Raw genomic sequence first — 1,092 nt, forward strand, 5'->3', positions numbered from 1 at the left:
AACCCACATTCCGCAGGTATGATCGCAAAATCCGGTATTTTAAAAGGATGGAAAATTTTAGAGCATCAGATATTAGAGTACAGGATATTGACCACTGTGGAATTATTGCAGGGATCTGCGATGAGATGGAATTAGTCCAACAGATTGATCGAAAGCTAGGCACACATCCACAAGAAATCATTAGTCCTCGGCTTGTAGTCAAAGCCATGATCCTGAATGGATTGGGCGAAAGTGAGCGCACCATTGTACCTAGAAGAAAAATTTTTCGTGGGGAAAGCGACAGAGCATCTATTGGGGGAAGGAATCAGAGCAGAACACCTCAATGACGACCGTTTGGGGCGGATATTAGACAAATTACATGATTCGGGATTGACGGAAATATTTGTGACAGTGGCACTGTCAGCAGCACGTCAATTTGGAGTAAACATCAACAGCTTACATCTAGATTCAAGTTCATTCCACGTTGATGGAGATTATCAACAGCAGGATGAAACAGTCGAATCAGGAGCAATACACATCACCCAAGGCTATTCCAGAGATCACCGCCCGGATTTGAAGCAATTTATCGTAGATCTCATGTGCAGTGGGGACGGAGATATTCCCTTGTATTTGAAAGTGGGGGATGGAAATGAAACTGACTCGGCAATATTTGCCCAACTCACACGGGAGTTCAGACAGCAATGGGATATTGATGCCTTATTTGTTGCTGATGCTGCACTTTATACCGCAGGCAACCTGGCTCAAATGGAACAGTTACGATGGGTATCGAGGGTACCTGCTACCTTGACGAGTGCCAAACAATTGTTGCTAGACAATTAACCTGATGCCTTCGTCGCCAGTTCGATGCCGACATACAAGATTGCCGCCTGTGGCAATACTTATGCGGGAATTCAACAACGATGGTTAGTAATTGAAAGTCAAGCCAGACTGGAATCTGACAAAAAACTGTTAGCAAAACCTGTAGCTAAACAGTTGGCTTTCGCCACCACAGAATTGAAACAGTTATCTAGTCAACAGTTTGCTTGCAAACAGTCAGGCCATCCAAGCCGCCACAGCATTTTCACAACAACTACCCTATCATCAACTAGACGA

At 44.3% G+C, this 1,092-nt stretch carries 1 pseudogene; it reads left to right on the forward strand.

Features of this window, described 5'->3' with window-relative positions:
- Positions 1-47: 47 nt before the first annotated feature.
- Positions 48-1,092: pseudogene (locus QUB61_RS39640) on the forward strand (IS1634 family transposase); the annotation flags it as partial.

The sequence above is a fragment of the Microcoleus sp. C2D2 genome, assembly GCF_036702495.1.
Lineage (GTDB): Bacteria > Cyanobacteriota > Cyanobacteriia > Cyanobacteriales > Microcoleaceae > Microcoleus.